This window comes from Chryseobacterium rhizoplanae (assembly GCF_900182655.1).
Classification (GTDB): domain Bacteria; phylum Bacteroidota; class Bacteroidia; order Flavobacteriales; family Weeksellaceae; genus Chryseobacterium; species Chryseobacterium rhizoplanae.
This window is the reverse complement of the sequence record NZ_FXTC01000001.1, coordinates 78,800-100,454: the sequence shown is the minus strand read 5'-3', so window position 1 is coordinate 100,454 and position 21,655 is coordinate 78,800. Positions and strand designations below refer to the sequence as shown.

At 36.1% G+C, this 21,655-nt stretch carries 18 protein-coding genes; 7 read left to right on the top strand and 11 right to left on the bottom strand.

Annotation, left to right across the window (positions count from 1 at the left end; genetic code table 11):
• Positions 1 to 145 precede the first annotated feature (145 nt).
• A complete protein-coding gene (locus tag FN817_RS00435; RefSeq protein ID WP_142716234.1) occupies positions 146 to 1,426 on the top strand; it encodes a dicarboxylate/amino acid:cation symporter in 1,281 nt (426 codons plus the stop codon).
• 164 nt (positions 1,427 to 1,590) lie between these two features.
• On the opposite strand, the gene FN817_RS00430 is transcribed toward FN817_RS00435, so the two are convergent.
• From FN817_RS00430 to gyrB, 6 genes are all read right to left on the bottom strand, one after another.
• On the bottom strand, positions 1,591 to 2,442 hold the full coding sequence (locus FN817_RS00430; RefSeq protein ID WP_142716232.1) for a diacylglycerol/lipid kinase family protein: 852 nt from the start codon (positions 2,440 to 2,442) through the stop codon (positions 1,591 to 1,593).
• A gap of 43 nt (positions 2,443 to 2,485) precedes the next feature.
• A complete protein-coding gene (locus tag FN817_RS00425; protein ID WP_142716231.1) occupies positions 2,486 to 3,310 on the bottom strand; it encodes an RsiV family protein in 825 nt (274 codons plus the stop codon).
• Between the two features lie 102 nt (positions 3,311 to 3,412).
• Entirely contained in the window at positions 3,413 to 5,347 is a 1,935-nt protein-coding gene (locus tag FN817_RS00420) for a transglutaminase-like domain-containing protein (RefSeq protein ID WP_142716230.1), read from the bottom strand.
• A 2-nt stretch (positions 5,348 to 5,349) separates the two neighbouring features.
• Positions 5,350 to 7,242: a DUF3857 domain-containing protein gene (locus FN817_RS00415; RefSeq protein WP_142716229.1), complete on the bottom strand. Its 1,893-nt coding sequence runs from the start codon at positions 7,240 to 7,242 to the stop codon at positions 5,350 to 5,352.
• Between the two features lie 387 nt (positions 7,243 to 7,629).
• On the bottom strand, positions 7,630 to 8,052 hold the full coding sequence (locus tag FN817_RS00410) for a DUF5684 domain-containing protein (RefSeq protein WP_142716228.1): 423 nt from the start codon (positions 8,050 to 8,052) through the stop codon (positions 7,630 to 7,632).
• 82 nt (positions 8,053 to 8,134) lie between these two features.
• The gene (gene gyrB, locus FN817_RS00405; protein ID WP_142716227.1) at positions 8,135 to 10,069 is read right to left on the bottom strand and encodes a DNA topoisomerase (ATP-hydrolyzing) subunit B; all 1,935 of its coding nucleotides are present in this window, start codon (positions 10,067 to 10,069) and stop codon (positions 8,135 to 8,137) included.
• Between the two features lie 234 nt (positions 10,070 to 10,303).
• On the opposite strand from gyrB, the gene FN817_RS00400 reads away from it, so the two are divergent.
• Genes FN817_RS00400 through FN817_RS23545 form a run of 3 tightly spaced genes read left to right on the top strand, consistent with a single transcriptional unit; the run spans position 10,304 to position 12,741 of the window.
• The gene (locus FN817_RS00400; protein ID WP_142716226.1) at positions 10,304 to 11,647 is read left to right on the top strand and encodes a cytochrome ubiquinol oxidase subunit I; all 1,344 of its coding nucleotides are present in this window, start codon (positions 10,304 to 10,306) and stop codon (positions 11,645 to 11,647) included.
• A complete protein-coding gene (locus FN817_RS00395; protein ID WP_047423542.1) occupies positions 11,644 to 12,648 on the top strand; it encodes a cytochrome d ubiquinol oxidase subunit II in 1,005 nt (334 codons plus the stop codon). The genes FN817_RS00400 and FN817_RS00395 overlap by 4 nt, the downstream gene beginning before the upstream one ends.
• 36 nt (positions 12,649 to 12,684) lie before the next feature.
• Positions 12,685 to 12,741, top strand: a complete 57-nt coding sequence (locus tag FN817_RS23545; RefSeq protein ID WP_394345027.1) for a hypothetical protein — start codon at positions 12,685 to 12,687, stop codon at positions 12,739 to 12,741.
• A 119-nt stretch (positions 12,742 to 12,860) separates the two neighbouring features.
• Here the strand turns inward: FN817_RS23545 and FN817_RS00385 are convergent, their stop codons facing one another.
• From FN817_RS00385 to FN817_RS00365, 5 genes are all read right to left on the bottom strand, one after another.
• Entirely contained in the window at positions 12,861 to 14,282 is a 1,422-nt protein-coding gene (locus FN817_RS00385) for a T9SS type A sorting domain-containing protein (RefSeq protein WP_142716225.1), read from the bottom strand.
• A 92-nt stretch (positions 14,283 to 14,374) separates the two neighbouring features.
• On the bottom strand, positions 14,375 to 16,072 hold the full coding sequence (gene lysS, locus FN817_RS00380) for a lysine--tRNA ligase (protein ID WP_142716224.1): 1,698 nt from the start codon (positions 16,070 to 16,072) through the stop codon (positions 14,375 to 14,377).
• 291 nt (positions 16,073 to 16,363) lie between these two features.
• The gene (gene rlmF / locus FN817_RS00375; protein WP_142716223.1) at positions 16,364 to 17,293 is read right to left on the bottom strand and encodes a 23S rRNA (adenine(1618)-N(6))-methyltransferase RlmF; all 930 of its coding nucleotides are present in this window, start codon (positions 17,291 to 17,293) and stop codon (positions 16,364 to 16,366) included.
• Between the two features lie 3 nt (positions 17,294 to 17,296).
• A complete protein-coding gene (locus tag FN817_RS00370) occupies positions 17,297 to 17,671 on the bottom strand; it encodes a c-type cytochrome (protein WP_142716222.1) in 375 nt (124 codons plus the stop codon).
• Positions 17,671 to 17,889: a hypothetical protein gene (locus tag FN817_RS00365; protein ID WP_142716221.1), complete on the bottom strand. Its 219-nt coding sequence runs from the start codon at positions 17,887 to 17,889 to the stop codon at positions 17,671 to 17,673. The genes FN817_RS00370 and FN817_RS00365 overlap by 1 nt, the downstream gene beginning before the upstream one ends.
• Positions 17,890 to 18,090: 201 nt before the next feature.
• Here FN817_RS00365 and FN817_RS00360 point away from each other — a divergent pair, with 201 nt between their 5' ends.
• The 3 genes from FN817_RS00360 (at position 18,091) to FN817_RS00350 (ending at position 21,611) form a co-directional block, all read left to right on the top strand.
• Complete coding sequence (locus tag FN817_RS00360) at positions 18,091 to 18,543, top strand: cupin domain-containing protein (RefSeq protein WP_142716220.1); 453 nt, start codon at positions 18,091 to 18,093, stop codon at positions 18,541 to 18,543.
• 752 nt (positions 18,544 to 19,295) lie between these two features.
• Positions 19,296 to 19,940: a hypothetical protein gene (locus tag FN817_RS00355; protein WP_142716219.1), complete on the top strand. Its 645-nt coding sequence runs from the start codon at positions 19,296 to 19,298 to the stop codon at positions 19,938 to 19,940.
• A 246-nt stretch (positions 19,941 to 20,186) separates the two neighbouring features.
• Positions 20,187 to 21,611 carry an anthranilate synthase component I family protein gene (locus tag FN817_RS00350; RefSeq protein ID WP_142716218.1) on the top strand — a complete coding sequence of 475 codons (1,425 nt, stop codon included), beginning with the start codon at positions 20,187 to 20,189 and terminating at the stop codon, positions 21,609 to 21,611.
• The last annotated feature ends 44 nt before the right edge of the window (positions 21,612 to 21,655 follow it).

Below are 21,655 nucleotides of genomic sequence, written 5' to 3'. Positions count from 1 at the left end.
CATTCTAAAAGGCTTTTGCCTTTTTACGAATGAAGCCGGAGTTTTTTATTGATCAGTCCTCTATCCAGATCTTTTAATGACTTTTGTCATGTTTTCAGATAAATTTTCTTAATTTTCGCCCTTAAAAAAACAAAACGACTGTTCTTTGAAAGCAAAAAAAATATACAATCAGCTTTATTTCCAGGTGATTATTGCCATCGTTGCCGGTATTCTTCTTGGAAAATTTTATCCTGAACTGGGAGAAAAAATGAAACCTCTGGGAGATGGATTCATCAAATTAGTAAAAATGATCATCGCCCCGGTGATCTTTATTACCCTCACGCTGGGAATCGCCCACATGACCGATTTGAAAAAAGTAGGCAGAATTGCCATAAAAGCAATGATCTATTTTTTCACATTTTCAACTCTTGCGCTTATCATCGGATTAATAGTAGGAAATATTTTACAGCCGGGTCATGGTTTAAATATTGATCCTGCTACTCTTTCAGGCGATGTTTCTCAATATCAGGCAAAAGCCCATGAATCAACGCTTACAGGATTTATTATGAATATTATTCCGGAGACTTTATTCAGTCCTTTGGTGGGTGATAATATTCTTCAGGTTCTTTTGGTAGCTATTTTAATGGGAGTTGCTTTGGTTTTAACAAAAGAAAAAAGCCAGAAAGTAACTGATTTCTTACAGGATCTGTCAACTCCGGTATTTAAAATTGTTCACATGCTTATGAAACTGGCCCCGATAGGAGCTTTTGGAGCTATGGCGTTTACTATCGGGAAATATGGGCTTCACTCGGTTATAAATCTTATTTTTTTGGTCGGCACATTTTACATCACTTCTGCTCTTTTTGTGGTGTTGGTATTAGGAGCCGTGGCATGGTATAACGGATTTAACATTTTCAAGCTTCTTTTTTACCTTAAAGAAGAACTCCTTCTTGTCTTGGGAACAAGCTCTTCAGAATCTGCCCTTCCGGGAATCATGGAAAAACTTGAAAAAGCGGGCTGCTCCAGGGCTATTGTAGGGCTTGTAGTGCCTACAGGATATTCCTTCAATCTCGACGGAACCAATATTTATATGACACTGGCCTCTCTGTTTATCGCACAGGCATTAAACATTCATCTTCCTATTGAAAAACAACTGATGCTTCTTCTGGTGGCCATGTTAAGTTCAAAGGGAGCCGCAGGTGTTACCGGTGCCGGATTTGTAACCCTGGCAGCAACCCTGGCAGTAGTTCCTGAAATTCCAATTGCCGGAATGACATTAATCCTTGGGATCGATAAATTTATGAGTGAATGCCGGGCACTGACGAATGTAATCGGGAATTCTGTAGCTACGGTAGTGGTTGCCAACTGGGAAAAACAGCTTGATAAAAAACAGCTTCAATTTTGCCTGGATCATCCGGCTGCAGTTGAGAAAAAGCTGGAAGTATAAGCAGGTGGCAGATCGTAGGTTGCAGGTTTTAGGAAAACAGCTGTGAAGTAGAGACAGAGGTTTATTAAGCTCAATAGTGAATTTTGCTTCGCAAATGAATGGTGAATTTTTTAATTACCACAAGCTATAAACCAGCAACAAAAAACAACAAGCAACCAGCAACTTTAAATCAAAATACTTAAGCTTGACGGCTGTACTTTAACATGAATCGGTGATTTGATTTTATTGAATTCACCGTCCAGGTGCCAGTTTTTGGTATTGACTTTAAATGATATTTCAGAGACTGGAAGATAGGTAACATAGTCATCATCTTTCAGTCTTTTGGTAAACATTCTGAAAGCAAACAGCGCAGAATAGGTCAAAGGAAACTTTTTCACCAAAACCATATCCACCAAACCATCACTTTTGCTGGCTTTCGGAGCTATGTAAGCGTTGTTACCAAACTGACGGGTATTGGCAATATTCATCATCAGATACCTTCCGTTGTACTGTTGATATTCTTCATCAAAAAACTTCACCTTGATAGGCTTGTAGTTGAAGAAGGTTTTTAAGGAAACTTTGATATAGTTTTTGAATCCGCGGGTTGTTTTTTCAAATTCTTTGACAACTTTACCGTCAAATCCTGTTCCTGAAACATTGATAGAAAGCCTGTCGTTCACCGTAAAAGTATCAATCTTTCTGGAGTTTTTGACCTTTATTTTTTCTAAAAGTTCATCCAGATTTTTACTGAACTGGGTTTCATTGGAAAATCCGTTTCCTGAACCAGCCGGGAAAATAGCCAGAATCTTTTCTGTATTAATCAGATTTTTGGCTACGGTAGAAATGGTACCGTCCCCTCCTATGGCCACAAAAATATCCACTTCTTCAAAATGAGACTGGATAAACTCATCGGTTCCGGGAATAGATTCTGATACATAATACAACGGGTTGTTAACCTTTGTTTTAAGTTCATTCAAAAACGGCTGATAGTTTTTTTTGGCCGAAAAAGGGTTGATAATAAAAGCTACTTTTTCCATTGACGCAAAATTAAAAAATGCTTCCTGATCTGGAAGCATTAATTTACTTAATTTTCATTCTTTCTTTAAATTCTGCATTTAATGTGCCTTTCAGGTCTTCCCAGGAAACAGGAATTGTGATATCACCTGCTGCAAAAGCGGCAATTTCATAAGGGCTGTAATGGAAATACAGGTTTTTATCATCAAAATAAAAGTTATCGGATGCTGGAATTTTCTCAACCAACAGCATTTCTGAGTTTTTCACTTCTCCGTCACCATCCATCGTTCCACTGTTGATTTTATCAATATTTTTCATCAGAATTGCTTCAATTTTATTTTTAGGCATTGAAGTAATGTCTTTCAGCTCTAATTTTTTACTGTTTTTAAGATCAAAAACTCTTTCTGAAAAACCATAATTATCATGAGCTCCCCCTTCATACCCGCTTCCTACATACTGAATATGCATATAATCATTTGTATTGGACATCAAATTCATATGTGAGCTTGAATACCAATTCTGAGCATAGGTAACATCTGAAACCCAATCTTTATTATCATTTTTTATAGAATTGAAATAATCATTCTTTTCTTTATCAAGGTAAGCCTGAAGACCTGCTTTGGAAAAGTCTTTGATTTTTTCATTCTGGAAATAGATGCTGTCTAATAACTTTTTATCTTTTAATGAAGGAAAAACCAATAGCTTTGAAGTGTAGTTTACTTTTAAAGAATCTGTGATCTTTGTAGAATCATTTACTTTGACAGAGTCTACCACAAATCCTTCTGTGGTTTTATTTTCGGTTTTTTCTACTGGCTCTGCCTTTTCATTTTTTTTACAGGCAGTCACTGCTAAGAAAGAAGATAATGCTATAACAGCAATCGTATTTTTCATAATTCTGATTTTTGATATCAAATACAAAAACCATTCAAAAGATGAATGGTTTTTGAAAAAACTTTATTTTTTTTATAAATCTTGCTTAAGTTTTCTTACATATTACTTTTTAACAAGGCTTATTACCTGGTTTTCAAACTTAGATGCTACTCCCCAGATTTGTTTAAATGCAGGATAATATTCTTTCGGATAATCTGAACTGCTCACTTTCGTGGTGGTAGTCACTTCCAGTTTATTTCCTTTTTGTTCCACAGAATAGGTATAGGCTATTTCTTTATCTTCAGTAACGATTCTTTTTTCTTTAGGCATTTCTTCAATAACATATCCTTCAGGGATTTCAAGAACAACCTTTTTCACTTTGGTGATCGGTGAACCAAAATCGATGGGATATTGTCTTACTTCTGTCTGATCAAACTCGTTGGAACTTTTGTTTAAAAAGAGCATCGGATTGATGATCATTTTCTTTCCTACTCTATCAATAAGGTTCATGGAAGAGAATTTCATGCTGCTTTCAAAATCTCCGTTTTCCAAAACTCTTGAATTGATATCCGTAAAGTCCATAGAAAAGTTTTCCTTATACTGCTTTTTATATTTCTCAGCGTTGTCATCATAGCTGTCTTTCACATACATGGCATAGGCACCTGTATCTCTGTCCGAATAGGTTCCGGAAATACTTCCGTCATCATTGATCTTACCATTGACTGTAAGGAAAGTGTTGCTTGATTTTATATTGGCCATTTGAATCTGCAGAGTCTTTTCTTTAGTGACCAAAATCCCATATTGATTCCAGTTTTTAAGAGGTATTTCATCCAGAGAGGATTGCTTTGAGGTAGCATCATAGATATGCAATTGATTATCAATATTGATAGAAGCCAATACAAAATTCATGTTGGAAATATTAGGTGATACCAGGTTAATTAACCCATTTTCCACGGTAGAAATCACCAACGGATCAGCTTTAAGACCTGCTTCGCGAAGCATCATTACAAGGAAAAGATTGATTTCTGCTGCATTTCCAACTTTAGTTTCCAACAGTTTTTTGATACCGTCTTCTGTATAAATTCCTTTATCTTTATTCCAGGTAAAAGTCTTCTGAACATATGAAAAAATAGCATTTGCCTTTTCAAGATCGGTTTTCATTTCTGAAACTCCTGCCGGCATGTTTTCTTTTGCCAGCTTTGTTCTTTTCAGTTCTCCTCCAAAATCGTCACTTTCATAAAGTCTTTTCCCGATCTGATCCCATGAGGATGAATACAGTTTAAGCTCACCAAAGTTAGTAGAGTTCAACTCTGCACTGATTTTCGTTCTGAAATTTCTGTCATTCCTTACAAACTTTTCAGTTTTAAAGCCTTTTAGGTTTTCATAAGCAAATCTGAAGGTTTTGTATTGGGCACCATACAGGTTCCTTTCCTCCATTTCTCTGTATTTAGGTGTAAGTCCGCCAGTATAGTTCACATTGTATGACATATTGATAGGCGTATCAAAAACATATTCTGTGTTCAGTGAAGGAGTATCAGATTCTATCAATACTTCTGGAATCATAAAACGGAACGGAGAGATAATTTCATACTGATATTCTAAAACTGATCCGTTTTTCACGCTCGGAAAAGCAAATTTTGTCAGCGTAACATATTTATTCTCCTTACTTTTATATTGTGAACTTTTTTCCACTTTTACCGGAACCGTGATTCCGTTTTCAAGATTGTATGTAAAAGCCTTGAACTTACCCAGCGATTCTCTGTTGGTTCCAACATTATAAATAGGGATTTCAAGATTCAGCCAGTCTTCCGCCTTATCCTTATCATAAATCTTAACTCTGTAATAATATCTTTTGTGCAGATTCCCTGTGTTTGCATCCACCATAAAATAAGCCGATTTATACAAAATTTCAGCAGGGGCATTCTCATCCAATAAAGATTTTGCTTTTGATAAATCTGCATCGTTGAACTTCGGAGGATTCAGAAATTCATATTTCTTCTGAGCATTAATCATTATTGCATTGGCAGAGCAAAGGACCAATACTATTAGTTTTTTCATGGTTATATTTTTGTTATTAAAATTTTTGAATTATCCATGTTCAGAATTTTTTTTCTGAAGCTTATGTAATCATTATATTTTTCTTTTGGATACAATCCTTTATTGATCTGCATTTTTCTGATCACTTTTACCTGATTATCATTTTTAACAAAGCTTAGCTTATATGATCCAAATTCAGAAGTGATGTTTGAATTATCCGGGGTTTCATCAATTTTATAGCCCAAAGGAAGGATAAAAGCAATTTCGTATTCATCTTCGAAAGACATATTGACTTCAAAAGGAAGTTCACGGTTTTCATCTGTCTTATAAACAACATCAGAAAAAATGGGTACAGATCTGAATAAAAGGCTGTTTCCTGCTTTTTTAGAGAAATTATTGGTTTTAAAATCAAGGTCATACGTAATAACAGCATTGTCTCTGTCATTGTTAAAGTTTTTCATTTCCACTTTTTCAAAGTTCAAAATGTCAAAATTGGCTTTTACCGCATCATTTTTCTCTTTTGGATTGAGATTTACGAACCTTAAATTATAATCATACTGATTTCCTGTATAGTAAAAGTTTCCTGTTCCGGCGATACTGTTATCCTCGTTAAGATTAATTTTCAACACCTGCTTCTCTTTATTTTGTTCTGCTTTATACACCGGTGTATTGATAAGTTCGATTCCCTTTGGGGTCACTGCCAGTACATTTCTATCGGTTGTACTGTAACTTAAATGATTAAAAGCCATTTGCTGAGAAGTATTTTCAAGCCAGATATTCCCCTTTTCAGTCGGAACCATCAGGATAACGTGGTTTCCACCCATAGAAGGAAATTCAGGGTCAAAAGAAACCTGCGAACGGCCGGAGGTGATGATACAATAATTGGAAGGAATCCCTGCTTCATTCAGAAGAACTTTCATATAATTCGTAAGTCCCTTGCAGTCTCCATAGCCTTTTTTCTGAACCTCATCCGGCATCATAGGCTGCCAGCCTCCTATTCCTAAGGCCACAGCAATATATCGGCTTTTGTTCTGCATGTACTGATAAATTTTCTTCACCTTATCCTCCACAGATCCCTTCAGTTGTAAAGATGCCACTTCCGCCTTGATCGCAGGAGTAGAAGCTGAAACAGGTATCAGAAGATCATTATAAATCCAGGTTCCGAAATCTGTCCAGCTATTTAAAGTTCCCTGCTTTCCCGCTAAGCTGAATTTTGCCAGTGCAAAGTTTACTGAAGGCAAAATTTTAACGGGCTGCGGTATCATAAAAGCATCATCAATTGCAGGTACGTTTTTATATGAATAAGTTTTATCATTTACTCCGCCACTTTCTATAACAGAAGCATAGTTGTATTTTGACGGATATATCTTAGTACGAAGTTCAATTCCTGAAGTATTAATGACTTTAAACTGTGCTTCTTCCAGAGATGTTTTGATAGAAGTAAAGGGTACAAAGTCAGGAATAAAAACTGTATTTTCATCATCAGTTTCATAAAAAAAGTCAACGGTATAAGGATATTGAGCCGGTGTATAAGAATATACCAAGACTCTGTTATCAGAATAAAAAATTCCCTGGGGATTGTTTGCTACATCCTGAAAATCAGATTTTGAAACACTTTTAATCTTTTTTCCGGCTTCATCGTAAATGGTAACTTTTACATTTGAAATACGTCTTGCTTTATCATAAGGAATATAAGCTGTAGCCTGATCATTACCATCTTTGTTTAAAACGGTAGTAACCGTATTATACTGATATTTTATCTGATCAACTTTGTTTATCTGAGCTGTTGTAAAATCTTTCCGTATAACAACATTCGCATTTTTCTTTAAATTCTCAGGAATTGCAGAAGCAGGATAGCTTTGTGCAAAATATAATGAGGCAACAGAGAACGCCCCAAGAACTAATATTTTCATCATAGTTATTAAAATTAAGCAAAAATAAGAAAATCTTAATAACTGTTAAAAAAAATATAAAAGGCTTCAACACAGTGAAGCCTTAAACCTAATACTTAAAAAGTACTTTTTGGATGTACTTATAAGGATATGAACACATTATCAACTTTTCATTATCAAAATTCTGAAAAGTTAAAACAGAATATTTATACTCATTCCAAATATTTATTCTGTGCATGAAGTAATAAAACTTCATATTGTCTGCGTTTCAAATTTAAAATAAATTATGATTCATATAATTCAAAATCTGTAGAATTAATAATAACCAGCAGTACAATTAATTCTACAACCTAACAACCATTCATAAAAAAAGACCTCATTTCTGAAGTCTTTAAGTTTTTCATTTTCTTTTTAATCATTTGGAACCAGTTTACTATCATAACGATCACTGCCAAGCCCCAACACAGGAATAAAGATAAATCCAAAAAGGAGAATCAGAATGGTGTAAAGAGGAGTTTCTTTGGCAAAACCTTTGGCCAGTCTGTCATATACAACCCAGCACGCATAGATGTTTACCAACGGGATAAAGAACAGAATGATCCACCATATGGGCTTCTTCACGATTTCCAGCAATACTATTGAATTATAAATCGGGATAAAAGCGGCCCAGGCATCTTGTCTTCCTGCTTTCTGAAAGATCTTGTACATGCAGTATCCATAGAAGATATAGCATAGTAAGCCGAAGAACATTGTTCCGATCCCTAATCCTGCAGCGGCTGCTCCAGACACTGCATCTGTCCCATTGTAAGGGTCTGTTTGTAAAAGAGTTAACATATTATTGTTTTTTTGGTTTATCCAAATATAAAAAAAGCTTCTAAATAATTAGAAGCTTTTTTTATTATATTTTTAAAAAGGTTTATGCATCAATTTTTGCATATTTCGCATTTTTCTCGATAAACTCTCTTCTTGGCGGAACTTCATCTCCCATCAACATTGAGAAAACACTGTCTGCTTCCACTGCATTATCAATGGTTACCTGTTTCAGAATTCTGTGTTCAGGATTCAGGGTTGTTTCCCAAAGCTGTTCAGGGTTCATTTCCCCAAGACCTTTGTAACGTTGTACTTCTACCCCTTTTCCGTCCGGAGACATTTCTAAAGTAAACTCTTCACGTTCTTTTTCATTGTACGCATATACTTTTTTGTTACCTCTCTTTAATAGATATAAAGGCGGTTGAGCAATATAGATATATCCGTTCTCAATAAGTTCCTTCATATATCTGAAAAAGAAAGTAAGAATCAGAGTAGAAATGTGAGAACCATCGATATCAGCATCGGTCATAATCACAATTTTATGATATCTAAGCTTGGCCATATTCAACGCTTTGCTGTCTTCTTCAGTACCTACAGATACTCCAAGGGCAGTATAGATATTTCTGATTTCCTCGTTGTCATATACTTTATGAAGCATAGATTTCTCTACGTTCAAAATTTTACCTCTTAACGGAAGAATAGCCTGGAAGTGTCTGTCTCTTCCCTGTTTAGCCGTTCCACCTGCGGAATCTCCCTCTACAAGGAATAGTTCAGATTCAGCCGGGTCTTTGGATGAACAGTCAGAAAGTTTCCCGGGAAGACCAGAACCTCCCATCGGAGATTTTCTCTGAACCATTTCACGGGCCTTTTTCGCAGCCTGTCTTGCCTTAGCAGCTAAAACAACTTTTTGAACGATTATCTTAGCTTCATTAGGATTCTCTTCCAGGAAGTTTGTAAGCATCTCCCCTACAATTTTATCAACAGCACCAGAAACTTCAGAGTTTCCTAATTTTGTTTTGGTCTGTCCTTCAAACTGAGGTTCCATTACTTTTACAGAAATCACAGCTGTTAATCCCTCACGGAAGTCATCACCGGTAATTTCTACTTTTTCTTTTGCCGGAAGCCCCAATTCATCTGCATATTTCTTTAAAGTTCTTGTTAAAGCTCTTCTGAAACCAGCAAGGTGGGTACCTCCTTCATGGGTATTAATATTATTAACATAAGAGTGAAGGTTTTCGTTGAATGACGTGTTATAACGCATCGCCACCTCAACAGGAATATCATCTCTTTCGCCTTCCATGAAAATCACGTGCTCCATAATAGATTCACGGTTACCATCGATATAAGCAACAAATTCTTTCAACCCTCCTTCAGAATGAAAAATTTCAGAACGGAAAGAACCGTCTTCCAATTTTTCTCTTTCATCGGTAAGCGTAATTGTAATTCCTTTATTAAGGTAAGAAAGTTCTCTTAAACGGCTTGCTAATGTATCATAGTTGTAAATCAGTTCCGTAAAAATGGTATCATCCGGCTGGAAAAACTGCTTTGTTCCTCTTTTATCACTATGTCCGATCTCTTCAACCTGAGTCTGTGCTTTTCCTTTAGAATAAATCTGCTGATAAACATTTCCGTCTCTGTAAACAGTAGTTACCATTTCGTTGGAAAGTGCATTCACACACGATACCCCAACTCCGTGAAGACCTCCTGAAACTTTGTAAGAGTCTTTATCAAACTTACCACCGGCTCCAATTTTTGTCATTACAACTTCAAGAGCTGATTTCTGCTCTTTTTCGTGGAAATCAACCGGGATACCTCTACCGTTATCACTTACTTCAATTCCGTTCCCTTCCTTGATGCTAACGAAGATCGTGTCGCAGTATCCTGCCAATGCCTCGTCAATAGAGTTATCTACTACTTCATAAACCAAATGGTGAAGACCTCTTGTTCCTACATCACCAATGTACATTGAAGGACGCATACGAACGTGCTCCATTCCTTCCAATGCCTGAATACTACTAGCTGTATATTGTTTTTGACTCATATTAAATATTAAAATTCTTGCTCTATGCAAAGACTCACAAATATCGTGATTTTTTTCGAGGTATGAAAGTTAAAAAGTGTCAAAAAAATGTAGAGTTTTCTTATTGAAAACATAAGGAGCAAGAAGATAATAAAAGATTCAAAATTAAAAGGTATTGGTGAAATACCAACTGTTGTAAATCATATTCAACATCAATAATTTATGCGTAAATTTATTTACTGAAAAGTTGATATTATGGATGATTTTATAGCTGCCCGTGCCCAGATGGCGCTTTCACTGGGCTTTCATATTATATTCTCCTGTGTGGGTATGGTGATGCCTTTTCTCATGGCTTTTGCCCATTGGAAATACCTAAAGACCAATAATGAAGTATATAAAGGGCTTACAAAAGCTTGGAGCAAAGGAGTAGCTATTCTTTTTGCTACCGGAGCTGTTTCGGGAACAATGCTTTCTTTTGAGCTGGGACTTTTATGGCCCGGTTTTATGAAACATGCCGGTCCTATTTTCGGAATGCCTTTCTCTCTTGAGGGAACAGCCTTTTTCATTGAGGCTATTGCCATCGGGTTCTTTTTATATGGCTGGGAAAGATTCAACAAATGGTTTCACTGGTTCTGCGGATTTCTTGTTGGGGTAAGCGGGCTTGCTTCCGGTATTCTGGTAGTAGCAGCCAACTCATGGATGAATTCTCCAACGGGTTTTGATTATATAAATGGACAATACCTTAACATAGACCCTATTAAAGCGATGTTCAATGATGCATGGTTTCCACAGGCTCTTCACATGACTGTTGCTGCATTTTGTGCCACAGGATTTGCGGTAGCCGGAGTTCATGCTTTTATGATCATGCGAAAAAGAAATATCGAATTTCACACCAAAGCGTTTAGAATTGCGGTAGGTTTTGCTCTTATTGGCGCATTCGGAGCGCCTTTAAGCGGTGATGTTGCTGCAAAATCGGTAGCAGAACGACAACCGATAAAACTGGCTGCTATGGAAGCTCATTTTGAAACTGAAAAAGGAGCTTCATTTATCGTTGGGGGAATTCCTGACGAAGACAAAGAAGAGGTGAAGTATGCTGTTAAGATTCCAAAGGTATTAAGCTTTCTGGTGAGTAATGATTTCAATGCTGAAGTAAAAGGTCTTAAAGATTTTCCGAGAGATGAATGGCCTCCGGTTGCAGTTGTTCATTATGCTTTTCAGATTATGATCTTTTTCGGAGTGGTCATGATTGGTATTGGAGTTATTTATTTATATTCTTTTTTCTTCAGAAAGGAATGGCTGAATAAAAACTGGCTGTTAAAAACTTTTTTAATAGCAACCCCTTTTGGATATATTGCACTGGAAGCGGGATGGACTGTGACGGAAGTGGGAAGACAACCCTGGATTATTTACGGAATTATGAGAACAGTAGACGCTGTTACCCCAATGCCTGGAATACAGTATTCCTTCTACTTCTTTACTGCAATTTTCATATCATTATCGATGATTCTTATCTTCCTTTTAAGAAGACAGATTCAAATGGTACCGAAACTTTACGATCCTACCGACCCTCAGTTTAACGATAAAAACAAAAAATCATGATCTACGTTGTTATAGGTTTTCTCTGGCTTTCCATCTGTCTTTATATTATCCTGGGAGGGGCCGATTTCGGAGCTGGTATTGTAGAGCTTTTCACCAATAAAAAAGCCAGACATAAGACTCAGGAAATCATGTATGAGTCTATTGCTCCTGTATGGGAAGCCAATCATATGTGGCTGATCATCGCAATTGTAATTCTTTTTGTAGGGTTTCCCGAAATCTACACCACCATGTCTACCTATCTTCATATTCCTTTGGTATTGATGCTGGTAGGCATTATTGCAAGAGGAACGGCATTTACTTTCCGACACTATGATGCTGTGAAAGACAACTGGCAGGTTTTATATACCCAGATTTTCTATTACGCGAGTCTTTTAACACCTTTCTTTTTAGGGTTAATAGCTGCTGCAACGGTTTCTCACTCTATCAATCCTGACGCGGTAAGTTTTGTGGATTTATATATTTTTAGCTGGCTGAACTGGTTTGGAGTTTCGGTAGGTCTATTCACTGTTGCATTGTGCGCTTATCTTGCTTCTATCTTTTCATTAAGGGAGACCCGTGATAAGGCAGATCTTTTGCTGATGATAAGAAAGTCCAAGCAAACGATGATTTTTGTGGTCATTACCGGAATACTGGTATTTTTAACAGCTTATATTTCAGATATTCCGCTTTTGATGTGGGTATTTTCCAAACCTTTGGGGATTATGGCTATTGCCTTTGCAACGATTGCTTTATTGCTTATTTTAAGAGCGCTGAACCGACAAAAACTGCTTCCGGTACGTGCGTTGGCAGGATTTCAGATGGTCATGATCTTAGTAGCTGCAACCTATCAGCATAATCCTAATATAATTTTATTAGGAAACGGACAGCATCTTTCCCTACTGGAACATATGGCTCCCGAAAAAACCATTGCCGCATTGGGATGGGCTTTAATGCTGGGTTCATTATTTATTCTTCCCTTTTTATTTTATCTGATGGCATCGTTCAGTAAACTTAGAAAATAGGCTTCTACACCTGCTCAGTGGTCTGTTTGGAAATGGATTCATATCAATACCGTAGCTCCTTTTAAAAATTTTAGGATACAGCTTCGGAAATAGAAAAAAGAAAGGTACAGAATAGCTCTGTACCTTTTATATTTATATCTTCTGAAAAATCTTAAGCCAATTTCATCAAAAGATTTTCATCAATATTCTCTACTTTCAGCAGATAGATACTATTAATTCTTAATTGCTTTTTTAGAAATTATCTGTCCATTTTCCTTGGTTATTTTAATAATATAAATCCCTTTTGGAAGCGCAGAAGTATTGTTGTCTTTTTGTCCTGAATTTTTCAAGACCAATTGCCCAGCTTGATCATAAATTTCTGTAAATTTTATTTTTTCTGTGGTTTTAAAATGTAATTCATCTCTGAAAGGATTGTTAAAACTAATTTCGTCAGTCTTGTTTATATTTTCACGTGTATTCAAAGTACTTTCTGAAATTAAATATCTTTTGATAAATCTAGGATTTACAAAGAGATAGAGATAACCATCTTTTACAGAAATAAATACTTTGTCATCAGGATTTACCATAGCAGTGGTAATTCCTGTATCTAAAAGATTCTGACTGTTTATCGTACTTAATCCATTATTATTGAAATTGGCGAGATACATCTTTTTCGGATAGTTATCATCGAAAACAGGAATAATATAATTATTATCATTGACAACAGCAAAATCCTGGTTGTACAATAAATTTGTAGCACTTATGTTACTTGGTAAATCAATTCTACCATTATTTCCAAAAGAATTATCTAACATTCCCGTTGATAATGTTTTTGTTAAAAAGTTAGTATTATTATCAAATAAATAATTAATGAAAGAATTGTCATTTAAAACACGAAATTTCATAATCGTACCAGAAGTTCCTGTAGAAAATTGCGCATCTCCGTTCACCCCGAAATTAGTGTCATAATAACCGGTTGTGTAATTCATCTTTCTAAAATGAGAATAATTACCATCGTATTCTAAAACAGAATTGTCCGAAAATAATGGAACGAATTCCTGATGATAATCAAAAGTTGGATAGCCATAATTTGTTAAAAGATTATTACTCGCAAGACTTCCATTGGTACCAAAAGTTGTATCTAAATTCCCTGACTGTGTGTATTGATAAAAATTATTTATGGTTCTGATAATTAATTTGCCATCAGGAAGTACTTTTCGATAAATTTCTGACGGATGATAGCTTAGCGATTGTCCGTTCGTTCCATAAGTTTGATCTAAAGTTCCATTATACAAATATTTTCTACCAGAAAACATGAATAGATGCGATGAAGTAAGATGATACACAAAATCTGCATCTTCGTTAGCATTATAGTTTTTTGGGAAAAGAAAAGAACCACCTGTACCAAAACTACCATCTACGCTACCATTATTATTGAGCATTGTAACTCTGGAGTAAGTAAGATCCGGATCTACAAGATCATAATTTTGGACCATTATTTTGTCATTTAAAAAATGGTAAGAAAGAAATGCAGTAACATCTGATCCTAAATCAACTGTACTATTATTCCCAAAATTAGAATCTGGGATTAAGTTAATTTGTGCATTGATCAGAGAACTGATCAATACAATACTTGTAGTAATTAATTTTCTCATTAAAATGTGTTTTTATCTGGTGCAAATTAATGAAAAAATACAAAAGCGAACAAAATGCTCGCTTTTATATAATATTATAGAAATGATTTCGACTAAACCAATGTCATCAAAAGATTTTCATCAATTTTCTCTACTTTCACAATATTGTTCTTGGTCAGAGTTTTAGAAGCTTTATCCCATTTTTTACCGGATAACTGGCTTCTTTCTTTTACTTCAGCTAAGGACATTGCTTCTTCCTGAGAATTAAGGATTTCAAGGATTACCTTTTCATCTTCTCCCAATTCAATCTGTGGAACTGCTTTTTCAGGTCTCATTTGAGGGAAGAATAATACTTCCTGGATGGATGCATTATTCGTTAAAAACATGATTAATCTGTCCATACCGATTCCTAACCCTGAAGTTGGCGGCATTCCATATTCCAATGCTCTTAAGAAGTCCTGATCGATGAACATTGCCTCGTCGTCTCCTCTTTCAGATAAAGTCATCTGTGCTTCAAAACGTTCTCTCTGATCGATAGGATCATTAAGCTCTGAATACGCATTGGCAATTTCTTTACCACATACCATTAATTCAAAACGCTCTGTTAAGCCTTCTTTGCTTCTGTGTTTCTTTGTCAGTGGAGACATTTCGATCGGATAATCTGTAATGAATGTCGGCTGAATAAAGTTTCCTTCACATTTCTCGCCAAAGATCTCATCAATTAATTTTCCTTTCCCCATCGTCTCGTTTACTTCAATACCGATAGACTTGGCAAAATCGTATAATTCCTTCTCCGTTTTTCCTGTAATATCAAATCCTGTATATTTCAGGATCGCTTCTGTCATGGAAACTCTTGGGTAAGGAGCTTTCCAGTTGATCGTGTGTTCACCGAAAGTAGATTCTGCATTTCCATTCACCTGAGTGGCACAGAATTCCAATAATTTCTCAGTGAAATCCATCATCCAGTTGTAGTCTTTGTATGCTACATAGATCTCCATAGCGGTAAACTCAGGGTTATGCGTTCTGTCCATCCCTTCATTTCTGAAGTTTTTAGAGAACTCATATACTCCGTCAAAACCACCTACGATCAATCTTTTCAGATACAATTCGTTGGCAATTCTTAAATATAATGGAATATCTAATGCATTGTGATGCGTGATAAACGGTTTTGCTGCTGCTCCACCAGGAATTGACTGTAAGATAGGAGTTTCTACCTCAAAGTATCCCGCATCGTTGAAGAATGTTCTCATGGCATTGAACAGTTTTGTTCTCTTCACGAAAATTTCTTTAACCTGTGGGTTTACCGTCAAATCTACATAACGTTGTCTGTATCTTAATTCCGGATCTGTAAAGCCGTCGTGTACAACACCGTTTTCGTCAGTTTTAGCCTGAGGAAGAGGGCGCAAAGCCTTTGTAAGGAGTGTAAAATTCTTTACTAAAACCGTCATCTCTCCTACCTGTGTAGTAAACAACTCTCCTTCGATACCGATAATATCACCGATATCCAAAAGATGTTTGTATACTTCATTATATAGTTCTTTATCTTCACCCGGACAGATCTCGTCTCTGTTGAAGTAAACCTGGATTTTTCCTTTAGAATCCTGCAATTCTGCGAAAGAAGCCTTCCCCTGAATTCTGCGGGACATCAATCTACCAGCGATCTTCACCTGTTTACTTTCAGAAAAGTCCTGTTTTATAGATTCTGTAGTATCTGTAATGGTATACTCATCCGCAGGGAACGCATTAATCCCCATTTCAGTAAGCTTATTCAGCTTTTCTCTTCTAATGATTTCTTGTTCTGATAATTGCATTTCTTATTTTTCTAAAAGCGTACAAATTTAGGCATTTTTGACATGACCATCAATGGCTTTTTTCAGAAATTTTAAAATGTGTTGAGGAATGGTGTTGAGATACGAGATTCGGGATAATGGGATATAAGATTCGGGATGCTGCCAATAGTGAATTTTGCTTCGCAAGTGAATGGTGAATTTTTTAATAGAGTTAGAACGTCTATCCTTAATTTTAAGCATCAACGAAATAAACTTGCAACAAAAAAACCAGAAACCAGAAACCAGAAACCTTAAACTTTGAATCTTGAACTTTTAAATAAACCAGGTTTTTCTGTCTTTTTGAGGAATAAACGTCCAGGCCAGCATTCTGCTTACCTTTTGTCCCTGAGCCATATCAATGGTTTTCACCTCTGCAGCGTTTACTTTCTTTAAAAGATTGTTAAGCTTATTGAGGTTGTCTTTTTTAGAAACCAGACACGTGAACCAAAGAACCTGTGATGAAAATAATGCACTTTCATAAATCATCTTTGTAATAAAAGCCAGTTCACCTCCTTCACACCAAAGCTCAGACTGCTGGCCGCTAAAGTTAAGAACAGGTTTGGTTTTCTTTGATTTATTAAGATTTTTTGTTTTCCTGATATTTCCTTTCATTGCAGATTCTTCGGAATCATGAAAAGGAGGATTACACATGGTGAAGGTAAACCTGTCATCAGGATTAATGATATTGGTAAAGATATGATCAGCATCAGGCTGACTTTTCAATTGAATTACGGATGAAAGATCCGGGTTTTGATCCAAAATAGACTGAGCATTTGTCAAAGAATCCTGATTGATATCTGTTCCCAGCATCGTCCAGCCATAAGATTTGTGACTGATTAAAGGATACACAAGATTGGCTCCTGTTCCTATGTCCAATCCTTTGATAGAATTTCCTGTAGGAATTCCATCCAGCTGTTCAGCTAAAAGATCAGCAATATAGTGTATATAATCTGCCCTTCCGGGAATGGGAGGACAAAGATTGGTGTCGGGAATATCCCAGCCTTTAATATGGTAAAAATGTAAGAGTAAGGCTTTATTGAGCAGTTTCACCGCCTTTGGAATGCTGAAATTAATGGTTACCGTCTGATAAGCATTAACGAAAACGAAGTGTTTCAGTTCCGGCACACAAGAAATAAGCGCATCAAAATCATAAGGATTACGATGCAGATTTCTTGTGTGCAGACTGGATTTTTCAGCGGACATATTTTATTTCTTCTGACTTAAAATATATTCCACCATTTTTTTGGCATCTTCTTTAGATACCTGTGGATGGGCAGCCATAGGCACACTTCCCCATACTCCACTTCCGCCTTCTATAATTTTGGAAGCCAGCAATTCTGTATCCTTTTCAGAGTACTTCCCTGCGATTTCCTTATAAGAAGGTCCTATCATTCTCTCATTCACAGAGTGACATCCTGAGCAATCCAATGTTTCCATGATCTGATCACCTGAAAGATTAGATTTAGCCGGTTCTGAAACAGCTGCTGTCTCAGAGGAAGGAGCCACTTCTGCTGTATTTTCTTTTTTAGAACAGGAAATGATCAGAAGACTGAGTGTTCCTGCCAAAAGTATTTTTTTCATTATTTCTTCGCTGTAGAATCTGTTTTAGCAGCTTCAGGAGCAGTTGTAGCAGGAGTTGCAGCAGCAGGAGCAGCAGTTTTAGCTGTAGAATCTACAACAGTAGTTGTTTCTGGTTCTTCAAGCATTGTGTTAGTATCCTGTAAAGAATGATCTGGCTTTTTTTTGCAGCTTGCTAATAGTAAACCTCCGATAAATGCGATTGCTAATACTTTTTTCATTTTTTTCTAATTTGGTAGCAAAAATATAAAAAATAAAGTTTTAAACTTATGACAAATGTTTTCTTTGATAAATATTTTTTAAGGGCTGAATTGTAATCAGATCAATAAAAAATAATTCAAACATTAGGGAGATTTAAACAAGCTTGCTATTTTTGTATCACGGATCATCCGAACCAAATCAATCTATTAATTGAAAAGTTTATGATTAAAAAAAGTAAATCGGGTACAGCTTTCTTTGCTCTACTCTCTTCCCTGCTTCTTTCCTGTGATAATTCATCGAACGAGCCACAATCAGAATATTCTGATAAAATTGAATCTGTAACGCTTTTAAAAACTACAAAGTCCTGGGATGGAACTGTGTATCCGGCTTATCCCGCAACACAGCCTGAAATCTCGGTTCTGAAAATTGCTGTTCCTCCCAACAAAGCTCTGGACTGGCATAAGCACCCTGTCATTAATGCAGCGTATGTAGAAAAAGGAGAAATCCAGATCGAGAGAAAAGAAGACGGCAAAACACAATGGATAAGAAAGGGCCAGGTTCTTCCTGAAATGATTAATACCGGCCACAGAGGAAAAACCGGAGATAAAGGAGCAACGCTGATTGTTTTCTACAGCGGAACTCCTGATATTCCTTTGTCTGAACCCGTAAAATAGTTGTTTTAAACGCTATGTTCACAAAGTAATTATGTAACTCTATTTTTTCGTTCGCAAGGGCACTTCGTTTAGCTAATGACAGTAAACTTTGCTAAGTGAAACGCCTTTGCGACCGTTTTAACTGTGATTTAATAGCATCTTTGCGATCGTAGCGTTTAACTATTCCTTTATCTGAACCGGCACAATAACTAGTTTAACCGCTACGTTCGCAAAGTAATTACGATAAAACTATTTTTGTTCGCAAGGGCACTTCGTTTAGCTAATGACAACGGACCTTGCTAAGTGAAACGCCTTTGCGACCGCTTTAACTGTGATTTAATAGCATATTTGCGATCGTAGCGTTTAACTATTCCTTTATCTGAACCGGCACAATAACTAGTTTAACCGCTACGTTCGCAAAGTAATTACGATAAAACTATTTTTGTTCGCAAGGGCACTTCGTTTAGCTAATGACAACGGACTTTGCTAAGTGAAACGCCTTTGCGACCGCTTTAACTGTGATTTAATAGCATATTTGCGATCGTAGCGTTTAACTATTCCTTTATATGAACCGGGCACAATGACTAGTTTAACCGCTACGTTCACAAAGTAATTATGTAACTCTATTTTTTCGTTCGCAAGGGCACTCCGTTTAGCTAATGACAATGAACTTTGCTAAGTGAAACGCCTTTGCGACCGTTTTAACAGTCAATTTAATAACATTTTTGCAATCCCAACGTTTAATAAAAGATTATTATCGTTATATTTAATCCATGGTTTTAATTTCAAAAATTCTGTTTTTTACCAGTCATCATGGTTTTTATACTGTGATTCTGTTGCTGGTATTCTTTGGAGGACTGTCGTACCTGACCAAAAAAGCATGGTTTTTGATCCCCATTATTCCTCTTGCTATATTAAACGGATTTGGAGGACAGTTTTTAAATGCATGGTTTTTAAACAAATACGGAGTGGAGAGCACCGCCATCATCACTTCTGATGTAGAAACCAATTCTACCCTGAACGATATGTATATTCATGACTATGAAGCTATTGTAAAGAAACAGGACGGGAAATATATTTCAACATTTTTCTCAACAACAACAGCTTCTATTTATCCGATTGAAAATGCAATCAGAATCCCGCAAACGGAGGTTTCTTTTCCTGTAAAATACATTCCGGGCTATGAAAAAAACATAGTGATTCTCTACAATAAGTCTGATGAAGGACAGGCAAATCTTAGGTATTCAAAATTGGCCCCTGTCAATTCAGCAAAAATCAAATATGAAGCAGACAGAACCAATAAGGAATTCATTGAAGAATACATTGCAGCATTGGAAGAGTATGTAAAATACTATGATGATGAAGCTTACAAAGAGAAAATCAAAGAATTACAACTTGAGCTTAAACAGCTTAAATAGGAGATTCTTATATTAAGTTTTTTTAATTTTTACTATTTTTTAGTTTTTGTATTAAAAAATTTTCTACATTTGTCCCATGTTTAAAATGAGCAACAATATTTGGTGGTGGCTTTCAAACTCTTCGTCGGGTCTGAAGGTATTGTCATGTTGCTAATCATACAGCAGAAATAATCAAAAAACAATATATAGGCTTTGACGGATACCGTTGAAGCCTTTTTTTATTCTTTAATCTTACAAAAAAACAAAATGCATACTGACACAATTAAAATAAAAACTGTTTCGAAAAAAACGCTGGGAGATCTTCACACGCCCATGAATATTTATCTTAAAATAAGAGATAAATTCCGCGATACTATTCTTCTGGAAAGCTCGGATTCAAAAAGCATTGATAATAACTTTTCTTTCATCGCAGTAAATGCCATTGCAGGAATTGAAGTAAAAAACCTCAACGAATATGAAATCAAGCTTCCTGCTTCTGCTCCTGTAAAACAATTCATGATGGAACGCAATATCACAGATATATTTGAAGAATTCAGGAAAATTTTTAAATGTGAAGAAACCAACGATCCTATAGAACAAACCGCTCAGAGCCTTTTTGGATATACAAGCTTTGAAGCCGTACAATTTTTTGAAAAGATCAATCTTAAAGCACAAAGTAAGGAAGTTGAAATTCCTGTTCTGAGATACAGATTATATCAATATGTAATTGCGATCAACCATTTCAACGATGAAATGTATATCATTGAAAATTCTATTGACGGGGTAAAATCTGAATTTCATCTGTTGGAAAACCTTATTAAAAATCAGAATACTCCGGTCTATCCTTTCGAAAAAACAGATGAGGAAACGTCTAATATTACTGATGAAGATTATAGAGAACTGGTAAAAACAGCCCAGAAGCACTGTATGCGTGGCGATGTCTTCCAACTGGTTCTGAGCAGAAGATTTGAACAGAAATTCAAGGGAGATGAATTCAATGTATACCGTGCTTTAAGAAACATCAACCCTTCTCCATATCTTTTCTATTTTGATTACGGAAATTACAAATTATTCGGATCTAGTCCTGAAAGCCAGTTAATTATAAAAGACAATAAAGCAATCATTCACCCGATTGCCGGAACCTCTAAAAGAACGGGAAATTTTGAAACTGATCTTCAGGCTATTGAAGAATTAAAAGCTGATCCTAAAGAAAATGCAGAACACACCATGCTGGTGGACCTGGCAAGAAATGATCTTGGAAAACTCGGAAAAAATGTAACAGTGACCAAGCTTAAAGAAATTCAGCTGTTCTCTCACGTTATCCATATGGTAAGTGAAGTAACAGCCGATGTTTCCGCTGATATCAACCCTCTTGAAATGGTATCTGCAACTTTCCCTCAGGGAACACTGAGCGGCGCTCCGAAGCATAAAGCTCTTCAACTTATTAATCAATACGAAAAAGATTCCCGCGGATATTATGGAGGTTGTATAGGAATGATCGGATTGAACGGAACCTGCAACCAGGCCATCATGATCAGAACTTTCTTAAGTAAAAACAATACACTCTTTTACCAGGCTGGTGCGGGTATTGTGGCAAAATCGGTTCCGGAAAATGAACTGCAGGAAGTCAACAACAAGCTGAATGCACTGAAAAAAGCAGTGGAAAAAGCAGAAAAAATAGTTGAAAAATAAAATAAGCCTCATCAACTAACAACTAGCAACTAGCAACTAGCAAA